Below are 15723 nucleotides of genomic sequence, written 5' to 3'. Positions count from 1 at the left end.
GAAAACATGAATTATCTGCAATAAACGCTATAAGAAGCAAAATAGCGTTGAGAGCTGTCGCAGTGATAAATAACCAGGCCAAATATGTGAATAACTACAAAGGAGTGGCATAAACAAAACAGAAAAAAAAGTTTCAAAAAGCTAAGGCGTATCATAGCAATCACTCCCTTGTACCGCATATTTTCAAGCAGCATATGGAATACCGCTCTCACTAAACATGATCGAATGATGAAGTATGCAAACGATAATTCAACAAGTGATCGCTTGGAACTAAAAACAGCGTCAACATTGCTGAACGACGGAGTTCGTTAGCTCCCTCAACACGTAATTCTATTAAGCAGCGAGGGGCTGATAAAGCATGATCGCACAAGGGTCGAAATCCTGTGCCGCATACTCCGGGATGCAGTCCCGGTGTACAGGCTGAAACGAAGGCATGGGCCCGGGATAGTTATTTAACCCTTTTGTACACCGTTTCTGTTGCTTTACTTTCGTCTCCTTCGGGTGTGATATTGTAAGCAGTAAGCACCAGCTCGTCATCGCCGACCATCTCTATACTTGTACGCCAGCCCCAGTGCTGTTCTACTTCGGGGGTAACATAGGCATAGCTGCCGAGTACGTTAAGGTTATGATCACCTTTACTACCGGTTGAAAACATCATTGCGGTTCCGGTATGAAAACTGTCAATCCAAAATCCCTGGAATTGTTGTAAAGCAAGGTCGTAACCAAAAATGGCGATACCACTAAACGGCTTGTCGCCGAATGCGCCGGTATACTCATGCATGATAAATCTGCCATCAAGTATGGTTTGCATCTGGCCACGCATCGGCGATTCATCTGCAAGCTTGTCGGGCTCAAACCAGGTTTTCGTATTGCCTTCCCAATTGCCGGCTAACCTGCTTAATTGGTAATGTATACCCGATGTTTTGGAATCTTGAAATTGTTCGCTCATATTATCTTGTTTGTTTTAAGGTCGTGAACAGGATAAATAACAACAGCGATTTGCTTGCTGTTTCGATAACCTTTAGAAGCTCCAATATAATAACTTAATGCGGTTAGCCCGTGCGGGATCCGCTAATTATCAATTGGGTATACCAAACAATCACATGAATGTAGAAGCTTCGCATCTGAGGGTTAAACTATCCCGGTTTGGCCCCTGAATTGTGATATATTATAAAAAAATTATGTGATGATTGCAACCATGAAAACCCGGGCATTTACAATTGCGGTATCCCTGCTGATGATCTGCATTTCCTGCAAACAAAAACCTGTTAATCAAAAGCAGGTTCCCGTTGGCAGCAATACGGAAAATCCCGGGTATAGCTTTGCTTCACAAACAGGTGACAGAGATTCTGTTCGTGTAAAAATTCCCAATTACCCGCTGCGCAATGAAAGGGACCTTGATATATTGATGCAACAAATCGGCGATGCACGGGTGGTGTTGCTGGGTGAGGCTACCCATGGAACCTCCGAATTTTATACCTGGCGCTCTGCAATAACCAAAAGGCTCATCCAGGAAAAAGGCTTCAACTTTATCGCCTCCGAAAGCGAGTGGGCCGACTCTTACCGGGTAAACAATTTTGTAAAAGGGCCACTAAAGGACAGCAGCGAAGTAATTGAATTATTGCACCATTACAACAGGTGGCCAACCTGGATGTGGGGCAATACCGAAATAGCATAACTGGTAAACTGGTTAAATACTAATAACCAGGCTAAAGGTGCAGATCAAAAAGTTGGTTTTTATGGCCTTGATGTTTATTGTCTCTGGGAGTCGATGTCGGAAGTAATGCCCTATGTAAAGGAAGCTGGTCCTTCTTTAGTTAGTGCCGCGAATAAAGTTCACGATTGTTTTCAGCCGTATAATGCAGATGCGCAGCAATATGCCCTGGCCGTTGCTAACCAGGGCGACGACTGCCGCAATGAAACAAACCGTTTCTGGCGGTCGGTACAAAAGATGACTGAAGATAAAACGACCAAAACGGAAGCCGATTTCGTAATGGAACAAAACGCCCTGGTTGCCCTGAACGGCGAGCGATACTATAGGGAAATGACCAAGGGCGGTCCGGAGTCGTGGAATATTCGCGACAACCATATGATGACTACGCTTAAACGGCTGCTTTCCTTTCATGGACCCGCTTCGAAGGCTGTACTTTGGGAACACAATACCCACGTTGGTGATGCCCGTTTTACGGATATGGCTGAAAGTGGCGAAGTAAACGTTGGCCAATTGGTAAGAAAAGAATACGGTGAAGAAAATGTTTTTATCGTTGGCTTTGGAACCTACCAGGGAAGGGTGATCGCAGCAACATCCTGGGGAGCGCCTTTCAAGGTGATGGATGTTCCAAAAGCTGAGCAGGGCAGTTGGGAAGAACTGTTACACCTGACCGGGGCTACAAACAAAATCGTGCTCTCAAAAGATATCAGTAACGACGCGTTTTTCAAAAAACAAATCGGCCATCGGGCAATTGGCGTAGTGTATCACCCGGACAATGTACAGTTCCCGTATTTCGTTCCTTCGGTAATGCCGAGTCGTTATGATGCATTTATTTTTATCGATCAAACCAACGCCTTGCATCCGCTGAATATAAAACTGCGGAACGAACCTCCTGACTTATATCCTTCCGGTAGTTAACACCAGGCCTATCGTGGAAACGGCTTCATGAGATATCATTATGGGAGGTGCTTTGTAATATTGACCTGTAGTTATAGCCAGTCACAGATCAACAGGGTGAACGCAAACAGCGCTGAAAATATACCAGCTAATCCACTAATTCTGTTTACCCTTCACCGGATAATTGATACATTTAAGGTGAGCTGGTTTGCATACCACTTTTCGCTGATGCCATGCTGTACCTGGAAAGTTCAGCTATGATTTGCGGTACAAGAGTGCGACGCAACGATGCCGGGTTAAGGATAAATGCCTGGAGCCAGGAGTCTCACATTGTTTTTGTTGAAAATAGTTAATGGCCGGTAGCCCAAAACCCGGATCTGGTTGCCGGGTAGGTATTACAGGCTAAGCGCATTTGATCGTTCAAAAATCAACTTCAAGCCTGCAGGCATTATGAAATGGCAACAGGTAATTGACCCTTTTGGTAACATTGGCTTGTCGGCGTGCGTTGCTGTACTGCCGGTGCTGTTTATTTTTTATGCGCTGATCATAAGGAAAATGAAAGGTTACCAGGCGGCGCTGATCGCGTTGCTAATTTCCCTTCTGGTCGCCATCGTTGCTTATGGTATGCCGGTGAGCCTTGCGCTACGCTCTGCTATGCATGGGGGATTGTACGGGCTATTCCCCGTTTGTTGGATCGTAATAACCGCCGTATACCTTTTCAACATCGCCGTACAAAGCGGCCAACTTGAGATCATAAAAGGTTTTATGGCGTCGGTAACTCCCGACAGGAGATTACAGGCATTGTTGATTGCGTTTTCCTTTGGCGCTTTCGTGGAGGGATTAGCCGGATTTGGTGCACCGGTAGCCATCACTGCAGCAATGTTGGTAGGTTTAGGATTCAACCCCTTGTATGCCGCAGGTATCTGCCTTATAGCAAACACCGCCCCTGTTGCATTTGGATCGATTGGCATCCCGATCACGGTGGCGTCGCAGGTGTCTGGCATACCCGAAATGGCGATATCACAGATGGTCGGAAGAACACTACCGGTGCTATCACTGGTATTACCGATGTACCTGGTGGTACTGATTTGCGGGTTCAAAAAGTCGATAGAGGTATTGCCGGCGATAATGGTGTGTGGTATCTCCTTCGCATTCCTCCAGTGGTTTTCCTCGAATTACCTCAGTCCCATGTTACCCGACGTACTCGCTGGAATTGGATCGATCGTTTGTTTGATTGTTCTGCTGAAATTCTGGAAGCCGAAGAGCGTTTGGAAGTTTGACCATGAGCCGCATCAAACAACTGATCTGGGCATCAACTATTCGGGCTGGCAGGTATTCAGGGCATTTTCGCCGTTTATCATTTTAACCCTGATGGTTATCGCATGGGGGCTGCAACCAGTTAAAGACGTACTTGCCCTATATGGCCATGCTCAATACGAAATACCTGTTTTGCACCACGCCATTGTGCTGGGTAACGGAAGCTTGCTACCGCAGGTTTTTAAACTGAACTACCTAAGTTCTGCAGGTACTGCAATCTTCGCGGCCGCATTAATTTCGTTGCCCCTGATTGGCGTTGGCGTAAGGGCTGCGGTCACTACTTTTTTTGCTACCCTGCATCAACTCCGGTTTCCGATTATTACTGTTGCTGCAATACTTGCTTTTGCTTACGTGCTCAACAATTCAGGAATATCTGCTACCATGGCAGGGGTACTTGCAAACACGGGTTATTTGTTCCCGTTTTTTGCACCGGTTCTTGGGTGGCTGGGTGTATTTATCACCGGCTCCGACACCTCCGCAAATGCCCTTTTCGGCAAGCTGCAGTTTGAGACGGCGCTTTCCATCGGGGTTGACCCTGTCGTGGCCGTGGGTGCTAATGTGTCTGGTGGTGTGGTGGGAAAAATGATATCGCCACAATCAATCGCGATTGCCGCCGCTGCCGGACACCTGGTCGGAAAAGAAGGGGAGCTTTTCCGGTTTACCGTAAAGCACAGCTTTATATTATTAATACTTATTTGTATGCTCAGTTTCTTGCAGGCTTATGTGCTTACGACTTTAATACCGCATTATGTGATGAGCGACGGTCGTACTGGAGTTGCACCTGCAAATCTTGCTGCAGGGTACAATTATTTATTACTGCTACTTGGCGCCATTGTGACGGTGGCTTTGTTGGTTATTGTAGGCAGCAGAAAGGGTGAACAACCCGCAACAGAGACCTAACGCAATTCATTCATAGCTTCATCTGCCTGTTTCTTACAATAGCAGATCAATGTCATGAACCATGATATGAGTGGGAGTGGCGGATGCGGGATTTTAGTTTTAATAAGTTCGCCTGATATCACGGATAAACGATCACGAAACCGGCGGTGGTTTAAGCTGGTAAATAGCAGAAAGAATAACATGAAAATCGTTGTTTTAGATGGATATGCATTAAACCCCGGCGACCTCAGCTGGGATGCGTTGGGGGCGCCCGGAGAATTGCAGGTTTACGACCGTACTCCTGCACACCAGGTAGTAAGCCGTGCTAAGGATGCGGCAATCGTTTTTACCAACAAAACCCCCTTGCCCGCTACTGTGATCGCCGAACTGCCTGAACTCAGGTTCATCGGGGTACTCGCTACCGGCTACAACGTGGTGGACGTTGCCGCTGCAAACCAGAAAGGGATTGTTGTGTCGAACATACCGGGTTATGGTACCTCCTCGGTCGTTCAGATGACCTTTGCGCTGCTGCTCGAACTCTGCCATCGTGTACAGCGGCACAGCGATTCGGTATTTGATGGCATGTGGACGCGTTCGCCGGATTGGTGCTATTGGAATTTCCCCCTACTGGAACTTGCTGGTAAAACAATAGGTATCGTTGGCTTTGGCCATATCGGTGCTAAAGTAGCCGATGTTGCAACGGCGTTTGGTATGAAAGTCGTTGCATACACCCGCACGCAAACTGATCAGTCGCATCGTGAAAACTTCAGGTGGGTGCCAATTAAGGAACTGTTCGAAACTGTAGATGTGGTAAGCATACATTGTCCATTGGTACCGGAAACCAGGGGGCTCATTAACAAAGAGAACCTTGCCAGGATGAAGCGTTCGGCATTTGTCATCAATACTTCGCGTGGACCGATTGTAAATGAATACGACCTCGCAAACGCGCTGAACACGGGCGTGATCGCCGCCGCTGCGGTTGATGTACTATCGGATGAGCCGCCCACACCAAATAATCCCCTGCTCACGGCAAACAATTGCCTGATTACTCCACATATTGCCTGGGCAACATTTGAGGCAAGGTCGCGACTAATGAACATAGCCGTTGACAACCTTCATGCTTTTTTACAGGGTAAGCCGGTGAACGTGGTACATTGAATTTACTCAAATGCTAAAAGTTTAAATGGGCTATGGTGATAACACCTGGTTAGCCTTGTGTCCTGTAGCTCATTGCAGCAGCGCCAGTTGCTGAACAAGTTTTCCATCCACCCTGGTATTGGATGAAACCGGGATGGCTTTGATGGTGATCTCAAATTGATCTTTAAAGAATCCAACTTCGCATTCGCCCAGGTAGATCATCTTAATCGGATTGCTACTGTTAACCTGTAGTTGGTTAACCGACCGGAAAATTTGGTTCAGTGCAGGGCTGTCGTTTGGAGCTTTTGGCAGGTATGCGTAAAACTTGAACATGTCGGCTGACACAGACACATACACCTGGTCTGAAGAAGGCTCAACCCGTTCTACCCTGGTGGGTATTCCGGCAATAATGGAATGGCTTGAATCCGTGAGGTAGCGATGAATACGTTGCTTGTACTTTTCGGAGATAATAGTCACCTGATCTTCGGTTTTTGCCTGCTCGATCTCGGCTTTTGCCGACTGCCCTAACGCCAGCAACCTTGGTATTACGGGCATACTATCCACGACTGAACCCACCTTTAATGGTGCGGGGTTATTGTTGTGTTGTAACTCCTTACAGGCAATAATACTAACAAGCACAAGAAAAAAAATGAGTCGCATCGTATAATAAGTTGTACGGTTATTTGAATTTGTTGTTTCGGTTGCCGGATCAGCAGCCATTGGAATTGCTGTCCGGTTTTGCTGTTGATTAATTTCCACCGCAAGTTGGTACAGGAAAAGACAAATAGCTGCCTTGACCTAAATGAATTGCGATATAATGCGATGGTTTGGCATTCCAGGCAGACAAGTCGTTACAGAACTGTTGAAAGTGGGTTAGGCAGTTACGGGTTTGCTGATTTATACCTGACGACCAGGACCGGCTGCATTGTTATTTGTAATTCATTCCGGTACAACCGGATTCTGTTTGTCTGTGTGGAAGGGTTTGCTGAAAGAGCTCCAGGGAACAGAAAGGGGTGGTATACATTTACAATTGGCGAGGCGCAATCTGGGTTGTGGTACGCCTGCTGCACGGTTACTGTACGCTTATGTCGATATGTATCAAAACCGGACAATCACCTGTTCGGTTACGAGCACTTTCGTAGTTATGAGGAGTTTCAGAAAATTGTTAATCAGCAAGTTATATAATTGGCACTGTTCTGAAGATCCAGTGATACAACCATCATAATTTTGAGAACAGCAACCTTAGCTTTAAGAAACACCAGCGGTGTATACCGCATCTTGTTTATCTGTGCCTTACTCGTTTGCACCGGCACTATTGCATCGGCTCAAACAGGCACACTTACCGGAAAACTCCTCGACCAGAAATCGGCCCCCCTGCCATATGCCAATGTATCCGTAATCCGGGTCAGTGACCAGTCGTTGATAAGTGGAACGCTTACTGGTGTCGATGGAAAGTTTTCAGCCAAAAGCCCTGCTCCGGGCAAATATTTACTGCGTTTTACTTCAATTGGCTTTAGTGAGCTAAAAACGGAAGTGTTCGAGGTGAATACCACCGAATTCTCCCGCGATTTCGGCAGCTTTTCGCTTAAGCCGGAAGTAAAAAACCTGGCGGATGTTTCAGTCACAACGCTTCGGCCAACTATTGTTCAATTAGCGGATCGCATGGTAGTAAGTGTTGAGGGAACCGCTATGGCTGCAGGTAATTCTGCGTATGCCGTACTGTCGAGGGCTCCCGGCGTGTTTATCGATGCCGAAGGCAACATTCAACTCAATGGGCGTTCCGGCGTGACCGTAATGCTTGATGGAAAGCTTACTTATTTGTCGGCAAGAGACCTTCGCAACATGCTCGAAGCAATGCCAGCCGAAAACTTGAAAAACATTGAGATCATCACCAATCCATCTGCTAAATACGATGCAGAAGGCACATCGGGTATACTAAACATCAACCTCAAAAAAAATACGCAACAGGGTATGAATGGCAGTGTTTATGCCACTTACAATTACAATTTCAAAAAACAACATGGCTTTTCTTCCGGTCTCAACATCAATCATAAAAGCGGCAAATGGAACTCCTTTGTAAATATTGATCTCGCACGTAGGGTGGGTGGACGTGATGCCACTTTCACGCGGGTGTTTTATGGCACCAACAAGACCACCTATTTCGACCAGGATGCCATTGGCAGCTATACAAATTGGGGCCCGCCCTCGGTGCGTGTAGGTACCGATTACAGCTTCAATGAAAGGCATACTGTTGGGGTAATGGTTAACTATACCAAAAATACCGGCGACCAGGAGTTTCTTACCGACACCCGGCTGGGCAGTGAAGCGGGGAAACCTACACAGATTGTTGAAGCAGATAATTACAGCACAAATACCTACCGGAATTTGACGACCAATCTTCATTACACGGGCAAACTCGATACCAATGGTGCTTTGCTTACTTCCGATCTTGATTATGTTAGAATTACAAACAGGGGAACGTCGGATTTTTATAACTACTATGCAAGCACAGGCAATGGTCCTAAAACCCAGGACTTCCTGTTTACCAATACTCCAAACGGATACGATATTTATTCCGGTAAGATAGACCTGACGCTGCCAATAAGAAAGGTCCACAAACTTGAAACCGGCGCAAAGGCGAGCAGGGTGATCTCCGACAACGACTTTCAATTTTACTTTAATAACGGAGCACTTGTACTTGACCCGTTGCGAACAAATCATTTTAAATACCGTGAAAATATCTATGCTGGCTACCTGAATTACAGCGGTCCGATCAACAAAAAGCTTACACTTCAAACCGGCTTACGGCTCGAACATACGGCATCACTTGGCAACTCTATAACCCTGGGCGTTGTTACCCCAAGAAATTACACCAATCTTTTTCCAAGTGTTTTTCTGCAGCAAAAAGTAAACGACAATTATGGCATCAATTATAGTTATAGCCGTCGCCTCACCCGTCCTAATTATGGCAATTTAAATCCGTTCAGGGCTTATCGCGATCCATACACCTGGTATGAAGGCAATACCCAACTACGGCCGCAATACACCAATTCATTCAGCGTAACACAGGTGTTTAAAAAAGCGTATAATCTTTCATTCAACTATTATCATTATATCGATGTCATATCTGAGGTGCCGTTGTTAGATGTAGAAGATACCACAACAGTGTACACGTTTGGAAACATCAACAAAGGGCATAGCGTTGGTTTAACTGCCGTTGCACCGGTAAAAATCTTAAAGAAGTGGGATACCCAAAATACGCTTGTGGCATCGTATAACAAATATGCTATGCAAACAAACTTCGGGGAAGTAATAAATGATCAGTTGTTTGTTATGCTACAGTCAAATCATATCATATTGTTGCCAAAAGAAATCCGTATGGAAGTGAATATTATGCTGCGCGGCCCTGCGGCTTCGGGCCTGTACCATATGGCTGCCATGAGCAGGGTTGACCTCGCTTTTAAACGCAGCTTTTTAAATAAAAAGCTCGACTTAACCATCAATGGTTTGGACCTGTTCGAAGGCTTCAGGTATTTGTGGACAACAGATATCGGCGGCCAGGTAAATGAATTTGATCAATACTTTCGGATTAGGGCAGTTGGTGTTTCGCTGCGTTATAATTTTAGCAGGGGGCAGAAAGTAGAACAAAAGCGCAGAAGCAGCGGTGCTGAAGAAGTAAACCGAACCTGATTGTACATATTACCGAACCCCCTAAATTGCCATGTTATTATCCCTGTTTGCTCCTCTCTAAATGTTTAGAAAATAATGGGCAGCTTTAAGAATAAGGTTCTAAGGTGATGCGCAGTTGCATTGCAGACGTCCTTCATCTAATCCACTAAGCCTCTCACTGGTGAGATAGTAGTGCAGAAATAATTTCCCACCTTAACGTTGGTTTATCTAGAATACCGGCCTTTATACCCGTGAAGGCTTAAACAACAATTTTCTTTGTGGTAGCGCATCATCATAAAAGAGGCGGTATTCTAATTGCGTGGAAATGATGCAATGAAGGAAACCATAGGATGATTACCGGCAACCTGGACCTGGTCATAGGGGGCGACAACCGGTATTCAGCCTGGTATCATCCTGGTTTTTCTTCCATTCATCATTCAATAAAAAGAACCAAATGGCAACAGAAAATAGTTCCTCAAAAGGTTATGCGTTGATTACCGGCGGATCTGCCGGTATCGGTTACGAACTGGCAAAATGTTTTGCTGAAGATGGCTACAACCTTGTGCTGGTAGCAAGAACAGAAAGTGACTTGCAGCGAAGCGCAAGTGAACTTAAACAACAGTACAATGTACAGGTAACAACAATCGTTAAGGACCTTTTTGAACCTCGTGCAGCGTTCGAGTTGTATGATGAGGTTAATGCGCAGGGCATAACCGTCGACGTGTTGGTAAACGATGCAGGGCAAGGTCAGTATGGATTGTTTGTTGACCAGGACATCAACCGGCTACTGGAGATTATTCAGCTTAACGTTTCGGCACTTACCGTGTTAACCCACCTGTATTTGAAAGACATGGTGACACGCAACAGTGGTAAGATCCTGCAACTTGCTTCGATTGCATCAGAATTACCCGGGCCATGGCAAGCCGTATACCATGCTACCAAGGCTTATGTTTTACACCTTACAGAGGGACTTATCAGCGAACTAAAAGACAGCGAAGTTACCATCACCGCCTTACAGCCGGGGGCAACCGACACCGACTTTTTCAATAAGGCACATATGCAATCATCCAAGATTCTTGATAGTAAATTGTCTGATGCTGCCCAGGTTGCAAGAGATGGTTACAATGCCCTTATGAAAGGTGATGATAAGATTGTTTCGGGGCTAAAGAACAAGATTATGGTGGGTATGAGTAACGTGGTCCCCGATACGATGCTGGCCGAACAAATGAACAAAATGCAGGAACCAAAATCGGGTAAAGAATAAATTAGTAAATGTAAACACCGTACCTGCGGCCCGATCAAAAAAGCTTCCGAAACGGAGGCTTTTTTGATTCATCAACATTTGATCCGACATGTATATACTGATTCCGGCTATTAGTGTTGAATTGATTCAAGATGTATACATCTAATTACCAGCTTATTGTATTTGGTTCATCTGGATTTTTTACTTTCTTTTGCCACAGTTGTCTTCTGCATGGTATCTTTCCATTAACCCAATCCTAAAAAGACCACATGCCTTGTACGTCCCCGCAGAAAGATCAACCGCCTTCCAAATTCTGCTTACCTTCTTTCGCGGCCGGTCTGCTGACGGCATTTTTCCTGCTTGCTTCTTTGTCGAGCAAAGGCCAGGTAGTTATCCCTGAATCTCCGCATGCACTAAAAGCACTGTCCATAGAGGAACTAATGGAACTCGAAGTTACCTCTGTCTCCAGGTCGCCCCAAAAACTGGCTACTGCTGCGTCAGCCGTTCAGGTAATCACGGGTGAAGATATCCGGAACTCTGCGGCAACAAACATTGCCGAAGCACTTCGGCTGGTTGGCAATCTACAGGTTGCGCAAATGCGTTCGAATACCTGGATCATCGGTTCGCGGGGCTTCAACACCCTCTTTGCCAATAAGCTTCTTGTGATGATCGATGGCAGAACCGTTTATACCCCGCTTTTTGCCGGCGTGTTCTGGGATATGCAGAACGTACTGCTGGAAGATGTTGAAAGAATAGAGGTTGTAAGTGGACCTGGCAGCACCCTTTGGGGAGCAAATGCCGTCAACGGTGTTATCAATGTCATCACCAAATCCAGTAAAGAAACGACCGGGCTCTATGCCGCGTTGGCAATAGGGAGCTTTTTAGATAACCAGGCTTCGGTACGTTATGGCGGTAAGCTTGGGAGTAATACAAACTTTAGGGTATATGGGCAGCACAGCGCCAGAGGGGCCACACAAACACCGGCCGGCGATGATTTCACTGATGCATGGCGGGTGAGCCAGGGCGGTTTCAGGGTTGATGGTGCGGCTGGCAAAAGCGACATTTATACCGTGCAGGGTGACTATTATACCGGAAGCATCCAAACTGCGGGTGGTAATTCTGACTTCAACGGTCAGAATGTTATCGGTCGCTGGACCAAGTCATTTTCTGAGACTACGGACTTTAGTGTGCAGGTATATTATGATCGTTATTACAAAACCGACGCCCCAGGTCGCTCATCAGATAAGATGAATACCGCAGACATTGATATGCAGTTACATTTTCCTGTCGGAAAGGCTCACCACCTGACAACGGGTATCGGGTACAGGTGGGTGAAAGACGAATTTGAATCGGAAAATTCCCGGTTAGCGATTTTACCAAGGGTAAAAAACCTCGACCTTTTCAATTCCTTCATCCAGGACCAGGTAACCTTGTCAAAAGCCGTTAAGCTTACTGTGGGCACAAAGCTCCTGCACAATGTGTATACCGGCTTTGGCTTGCAGCCAAGCGCCCGCCTGGCCGTAAGTGTGTCAGATAACAACACCATTTGGGCGGCAGTTTCCCGTGCAATACGTACACCCAGCAGGATAGACGTTGACTATTTTTCTCCGGCAATTCCTGTTACACCACCAGCACAAGGTGTGCTTGGTGGTCCTGACTTCGTATCTGAAAAGATGGTCGCTTACGAGCTGGGTTACCGGGTTCAGCCAAACCACAAGTCAGCTTTCTCGGTAGCTGCTTTCTACAACCGTTACAACGACCTTTATAGCCTTGAAGCGATTCCAGGCACCTCCACATTTCAGCAACAAAATGGCTCGCGGGGGCAATCGTGGGGGGCAGAGTTTTCCGGAACTTACCAGTTGTCGAAAAATTGGCGTATGAGAATCGGGTACACCTATGTTGATGTGGACCTTAGCGCAAAGGAAGGGCATAAGTTCAATCCGGACTACCTGGCCAACGATGCCAGGCACCAGGCGCAACTTCACTCGATGATAAAGCTGCCACTTAATTTGCACCTTGATCTTATCGCCAGGTACCTCGATTCTATTCCACAAACACTGGCAACAGCTCAAGTGCCCGCATATTTTACTTATGATGCCCGGCTTGCTTACCGTTTTAAGTTCGCAGAACTTTCCCTCACGGGTCAGAACCTTTTCCGCGAACGTCATACTGAATTTGGATCCCTTCGGATACCAAGGGGCTATTATTTAAAACTCACTGCCAGGCTTTGAGAAAGTACCTGAAACAAATATCACCAGGGATCCGGGTCGGTCGCACGGCAATGGCGCTGTTTATGACATGCTCGTTGCTTTCCGCATATACGCAGTCGTCATCGCGTGAGTATAATATCAAAGCGGCTTTCCTGTTTAACTTCAGTCAGTTTGTTGTGTGGCCGGAACATGCCTTTGGTGCTCCGGGCTCACCGTTTGTAATCGGTATTCTTGGCGACGATCCGTTTAAAACAGTGATCGATCAAACTGTTGCCGGGGAGAAAGTAAAAGATCACCCGATTGTTGTTCAGCGCTATGCAACGATAAAAGAAGTGTTGCCATGTCATATCTTGTACGTTCCCGAAAAAACTGAAGGCAACATACCGGCGTTGATTGCCGCGCTTCCGGCCAGGTACACCTTAACCGTAGGGGAACAATATGCGTTTGCACGGCTCGGCGGAATCGTACGTTTTCAAACACTGAATAACAAAATACGCCTGCAGATCAACCTGGCAGCAGCAAAAGCAGCGGAACTCAATATCAGTTCAAAGATGCTCCGGTTGGCCGATATCGTAGCCCCCGTGCGGGAACAGCAATGAATAAGAAGACCATCTCCATACAACAAAAGCTTCTTCGGATAGTAATGCTGACAAGTAGCGTTGTTGTATTTCTTACCTGTGCCGCCTTTTTTACTTACGAAATCATTTCATACCGGGATACCACTAAGGCACAGTTGGAAACACTGGCAGAAATTGTTTCGAGCAACAGTACCGCAGCCCTTGCATTCGAAAATGAAGAAGACGCCGCTGAGGTGCTAAAGTCACTGGAAGCTGAACCCCATGTAATCGCCGGCGCATTATACGATATCAACGGCAAGCTCTTTGCCAAGTACCCGGCATTTATACTTCCATCCAGGCTTCCTGCTGCTCCGGCGACCGAGGGGTACACTTACAGCGAAGGTGACCTGAAAGGATTTGAGCCGGTGGTTTATAAAAACAGGAAGGTCGGCACGCTTTATCTTCAATCCAACCTCAAGGGGATCAATGCGCGGCTGAAATTATATTTCGTGATTGCTTCCGCTGTGCTGATGCTTTCAATATTCGTTGCCTACCTGCTTTCGGTTCGCCTGCAACGTACAATATCTGAGCCTTTCCTGGCGCTGTATAAAACGGCAGGAGATGTTTCTGCAAAACAGGACTATACCATCCGTGCCCGCAAATACGACGAAGACGAGCTTGGCCAACTTACCGACTCGTTTAATCAAATGCTTGAGCAGATAGAAACTAAAAACAAGGAAATCCTGGCTTTTAACCAAGAGCTGGAAAGCCAGGTAGCAAAACGTACCGGGGAACTCGAGCTTGCTAACCTGGAATTAAAACACAACAACGAATTCGTGGAAACGATCATCAACTCCTCGGTTGATATTATAGCAGTCTTCGACAAACAACTAAACTATGTTATCCTGAACAAAGCGGCTGAAGACTTGTACCAGGTGCGTTCCGAAGACATTAAGGGAAAGAATATGGTGGAAGTGTTCCCGCAACTAACCGGCACGCAAATTCAACACGATTTAATAGCGGCGCTCAAGGGCGAAATCATACATACCCCAAATTACCGGTCGCGGCTAACCGCACGCATTCTTGAAAATTTCTGTATCCCGCTTTTTGACAAGGACCAACAGGTTGATGGGGTTTTGTTGGTTGGTCACGACATTACAGATATCGTAGCCGCAAATGAAAAGTTAAGCAACCTGAACGACGAACTGGAAAAGTCGAATAAGGAACTGGAGCAGTTTGCTTATGTTGCATCTCACGACCTGCAGGAGCCCTTGCGCAAGATTCAAACCTTCGCAACGATGATTGAAAACCGCTGGCAGGACCCTGAGGAGATCAGGGTTCTTTTGGGCAAAATCCAGCTTTCAGCAGGCAGAATGTCGAACCTCATTAAAGCGGTACTGAATTACAGCCAGTTTACCAATCAGGAAAGAAGAATCGAAAGCGTTGACCTTACCGAGTTACTGGATGGAATCATTAGCGACCACGAACTTACCATTAGCGAAAAAAAAGCGGTAATCGTCCGTGATGTACTGCCCCCAATAGAAGGAAGCCGGCTTCAATTAAACCAGTTGTTGTATAATCTTTTGAGCAATTCGCTGAAGTTTTCAAACGAAGTGCCGCACATCCGGATTGGTTGTAATATAATAAACGGAGATGCCTTAAAACCCGAATTTCCTTCAGCAACCGGAGGTCAGTACCTCAGGATTATTTTTGAAGACGACGGCATCGGTTTTGACCAACAGTATGCCCATAAAATCTTTACCGTTTTTCAGCGACTGCATAGCCGGAAGGAATACCCCGGTACCGGTATCGGGCTCGCGTTATGCAAAAAAATTGTTGAAAATCATCATGGATCCATAACCGTGAAAAGCAAGCCAGGCGAAGGATCAACCTTTACCATCATTCTTCCGATGAACCAGGAAAACAAGTAGCCCAGGTTTAGGTGTTGCTCCAGGGGTTGGCTCAATCATTAGCTCACCTGGAGCATTTCAAAAATTTCAAGTGCCTGGCAGTTTGCAAACAGGGGTGCGGTTATTGTACTTTGTCGTAAACCAGGATAACGGCCCGCATCAATCGTGCTGGCACCCGGTTTGTTCTGATAAC

9 protein-coding genes and 1 pseudogene are annotated in these 15723 nt (G+C 46.3%); 8 read left to right on the top strand and 2 right to left on the bottom strand.

Going from position 1 to position 15723, the window contains the following annotated elements:
* Positions 1–448 precede the first annotated feature (448 nt).
* Entirely contained in the window at positions 449–949 is a 501-nt protein-coding gene (locus EXU57_RS19445) for a DUF1579 domain-containing protein (protein WP_133269912.1), read from the bottom strand.
* Positions 950–1186: 237 nt separating this feature from the next.
* On the opposite strand from EXU57_RS19445, the pseudogene EXU57_RS19440 reads away from it, so the two are divergent.
* The 3 genes and pseudogenes from EXU57_RS19440 (at position 1187) to EXU57_RS19430 (ending at position 5962) form a co-directional block, all read left to right on the top strand.
* Positions 1187–2629 (top strand): annotated as a pseudogene (locus tag EXU57_RS19440) (erythromycin esterase family protein).
* Positions 2630–3058: 429 nt separating this feature from the next.
* The gene (locus tag EXU57_RS19435; RefSeq protein ID WP_133269911.1) at positions 3059–4825 is read left to right on the top strand and encodes an L-lactate permease; all 1767 of its coding nucleotides are present in this window, start codon (positions 3059–3061) and stop codon (positions 4823–4825) included.
* Between the two features lie 180 nt (positions 4826–5005).
* Positions 5006–5962, top strand: a complete 957-nt coding sequence (locus tag EXU57_RS19430) for a D-2-hydroxyacid dehydrogenase (RefSeq protein ID WP_133269910.1) — start codon at positions 5006–5008, stop codon at positions 5960–5962.
* Between the two features lie 69 nt (positions 5963–6031).
* Here EXU57_RS19430 and EXU57_RS19425 read toward each other — a convergent pair whose 3' ends face one another.
* Positions 6032–6661: a hypothetical protein gene (locus EXU57_RS19425; protein WP_133269909.1), complete on the bottom strand. Its 630-nt coding sequence runs from the start codon at positions 6659–6661 to the stop codon at positions 6032–6034.
* Positions 6662–7168: 507 nt separating this feature from the next.
* Between EXU57_RS19425 and EXU57_RS19420 the strand changes: the two genes are divergently transcribed.
* The 5 genes from EXU57_RS19420 (at position 7169) to EXU57_RS19400 (ending at position 15551) form a co-directional block, all read left to right on the top strand.
* Complete coding sequence (locus tag EXU57_RS19420) at positions 7169–9631, top strand: outer membrane beta-barrel family protein (RefSeq protein ID WP_207955538.1); 2463 nt, start codon at positions 7169–7171, stop codon at positions 9629–9631.
* A 433-nt stretch (positions 9632–10064) separates the two neighbouring features.
* Complete coding sequence (locus tag EXU57_RS19415) at positions 10065–10874, top strand: SDR family NAD(P)-dependent oxidoreductase (RefSeq protein ID WP_133269908.1); 810 nt, start codon at positions 10065–10067, stop codon at positions 10872–10874.
* 248 nt (positions 10875–11122) lie between these two features.
* Positions 11123–13084, top strand: coding sequence for a TonB-dependent receptor plug domain-containing protein (locus EXU57_RS19410; RefSeq protein WP_133269907.1), 1962 nt, complete (start codon positions 11123–11125; stop codon positions 13082–13084).
* Complete coding sequence (locus EXU57_RS19405) at positions 13081–13662, top strand: YfiR family protein (RefSeq protein WP_133269906.1); 582 nt, start codon at positions 13081–13083, stop codon at positions 13660–13662. The genes EXU57_RS19410 and EXU57_RS19405 overlap by 4 nt, the downstream gene beginning before the upstream one ends.
* Entirely contained in the window at positions 13659–15551 is a 1893-nt protein-coding gene (locus EXU57_RS19400; protein WP_133269905.1) for an ATP-binding protein, read from the top strand. The genes EXU57_RS19405 and EXU57_RS19400 overlap by 4 nt, the downstream gene beginning before the upstream one ends.
* Positions 15552–15723 lie beyond the last annotated feature (172 nt).

The organism is Segetibacter sp. 3557_3 (assembly GCF_004354985.1).
Taxonomy (GTDB): Bacteria; Bacteroidota; Bacteroidia; order Chitinophagales; family Chitinophagaceae; genus Segetibacter.
This window is presented reverse-complemented; position numbering and strand designations above follow the sequence as displayed.

What these genes read in the sequence shown, in the direction of transcription:
- EXU57_RS19435 (WP_133269911.1), top strand. Translation starts at nt 3,059, where the DNA reads ATGAAATGGCAACAGGTAATTGACCCTTTTGGTAACATTGGCTTGTCG.
- EXU57_RS19425 (WP_133269909.1), bottom strand. Translation starts at nt 6,661, where the DNA reads ATGGCTGCTGATCCGGCAACCGAAACAACAAATTCAAATAACCGTACA.
- EXU57_RS19430 (WP_133269910.1), top strand. Translation starts at nt 5,006, where the DNA reads ATGAAAATCGTTGTTTTAGATGGATATGCATTAAACCCCGGCGACCTC.
- EXU57_RS19445 (WP_133269912.1), bottom strand. Translation starts at nt 949, where the DNA reads ATGAGCGAACAATTTCAAGATTCCAAAACATCGGGTATACATTACCAA.
- EXU57_RS19410 (WP_133269907.1), top strand. Translation starts at nt 11,123, where the DNA reads ATGCCTTGTACGTCCCCGCAGAAAGATCAACCGCCTTCCAAATTCTGC.
- EXU57_RS19400 (WP_133269905.1), top strand. Translation starts at nt 13,659, where the DNA reads ATGAATAAGAAGACCATCTCCATACAACAAAAGCTTCTTCGGATAGTA.
- EXU57_RS19415 (WP_133269908.1), top strand. Translation starts at nt 10,065, where the DNA reads ATGGCAACAGAAAATAGTTCCTCAAAAGGTTATGCGTTGATTACCGGC.